This window comes from Oleiphilus sp. HI0086, from assembly GCF_001635225.1.
The window spans coordinates 1-816 of the sequence record NZ_LWFZ01000803.1 but is presented as its reverse complement, the minus strand read 5'-3'; the positions used below and the strand labels follow the sequence as shown (position 1 = coordinate 816).

At 47.4% G+C, this 816-nt stretch carries 2 protein-coding genes; both read right to left on the bottom strand.

What is annotated here, in order from left to right; translation table 11 throughout:
* On the bottom strand, positions 1–129 hold a 129-nt coding region (locus tag A3756_RS26125), incomplete at its 3' end, for a hypothetical protein (RefSeq protein WP_156490477.1).
* Between the two features lie 28 nt (positions 130–157).
* Positions 158–816: dihydropteroate synthase (gene folP / locus A3756_RS14200; RefSeq protein ID WP_068553733.1), on the bottom strand; the 659-nt coding region annotated here is incomplete at its 5' end.

Genomic DNA, 816 nt, shown 5'->3' with positions numbered 1-816 from the left:
CCTGAGGCCTTCTTTCTTGAAAACCTTACCACAAGCCCAACCCAGCTTAAGCATAAACTCTGGTGTAATTGCACCTTCACCCAAGCAGCCACGAATTCCATCTGTACCAAAGTATTTTCTTGAAGACATATCTTTTCCCTAAAACCCTTAAATAAACCTAACCTGCACGCTTTACAGCATCAACAACACGCACCGCATCAACCGTCTCAACAACATCATGAACCCTTACGATCTCGGCCCCTTGCCAGGCAGCAAGTGTCGCAGCAGACAAACTTCCAGCTAAACGCTGTTCTACATCTCGTCCCAGCAAGTCAGCAAACATGGACTTTCTAGAAACCCCAACCAACACAGGGTACCCCATACGTTTTAGTCGCTCAATGCCAGCTAATAAGCTCAGATTATGGGAAAGCGTTTTACCAAAACCAAAACCTGGATCGACAATCAAACGCTGATCATCAACCCCAGCAGACTTGAGCGTATTAATACGCGAAAGTAAAAAGGCCTCAACCTCTTCCACAACCGACGTATATTCTGGCTGAATTTGCATTGTATCGGGCTTACCTTGCATATGCATGACACACAAGGCGACATTCGCACCCGCAACGGCTTCGACCGCGCCAGGTCGCGTAAATGCCCGAACATCATTAATCAAACCAGCGCCCAGCGCAACGGTTTCACGCATGACTTGCGGTGTACTAGTATCGACCGATAATACGACATCGAAGTTTTGAAGAATTTTTTCAGCAACAGGACAAACACGATCAAGCTCTTCTTGAACGCTTACTGGCTGTGCACCTGGACGAGTAGACTCACCGC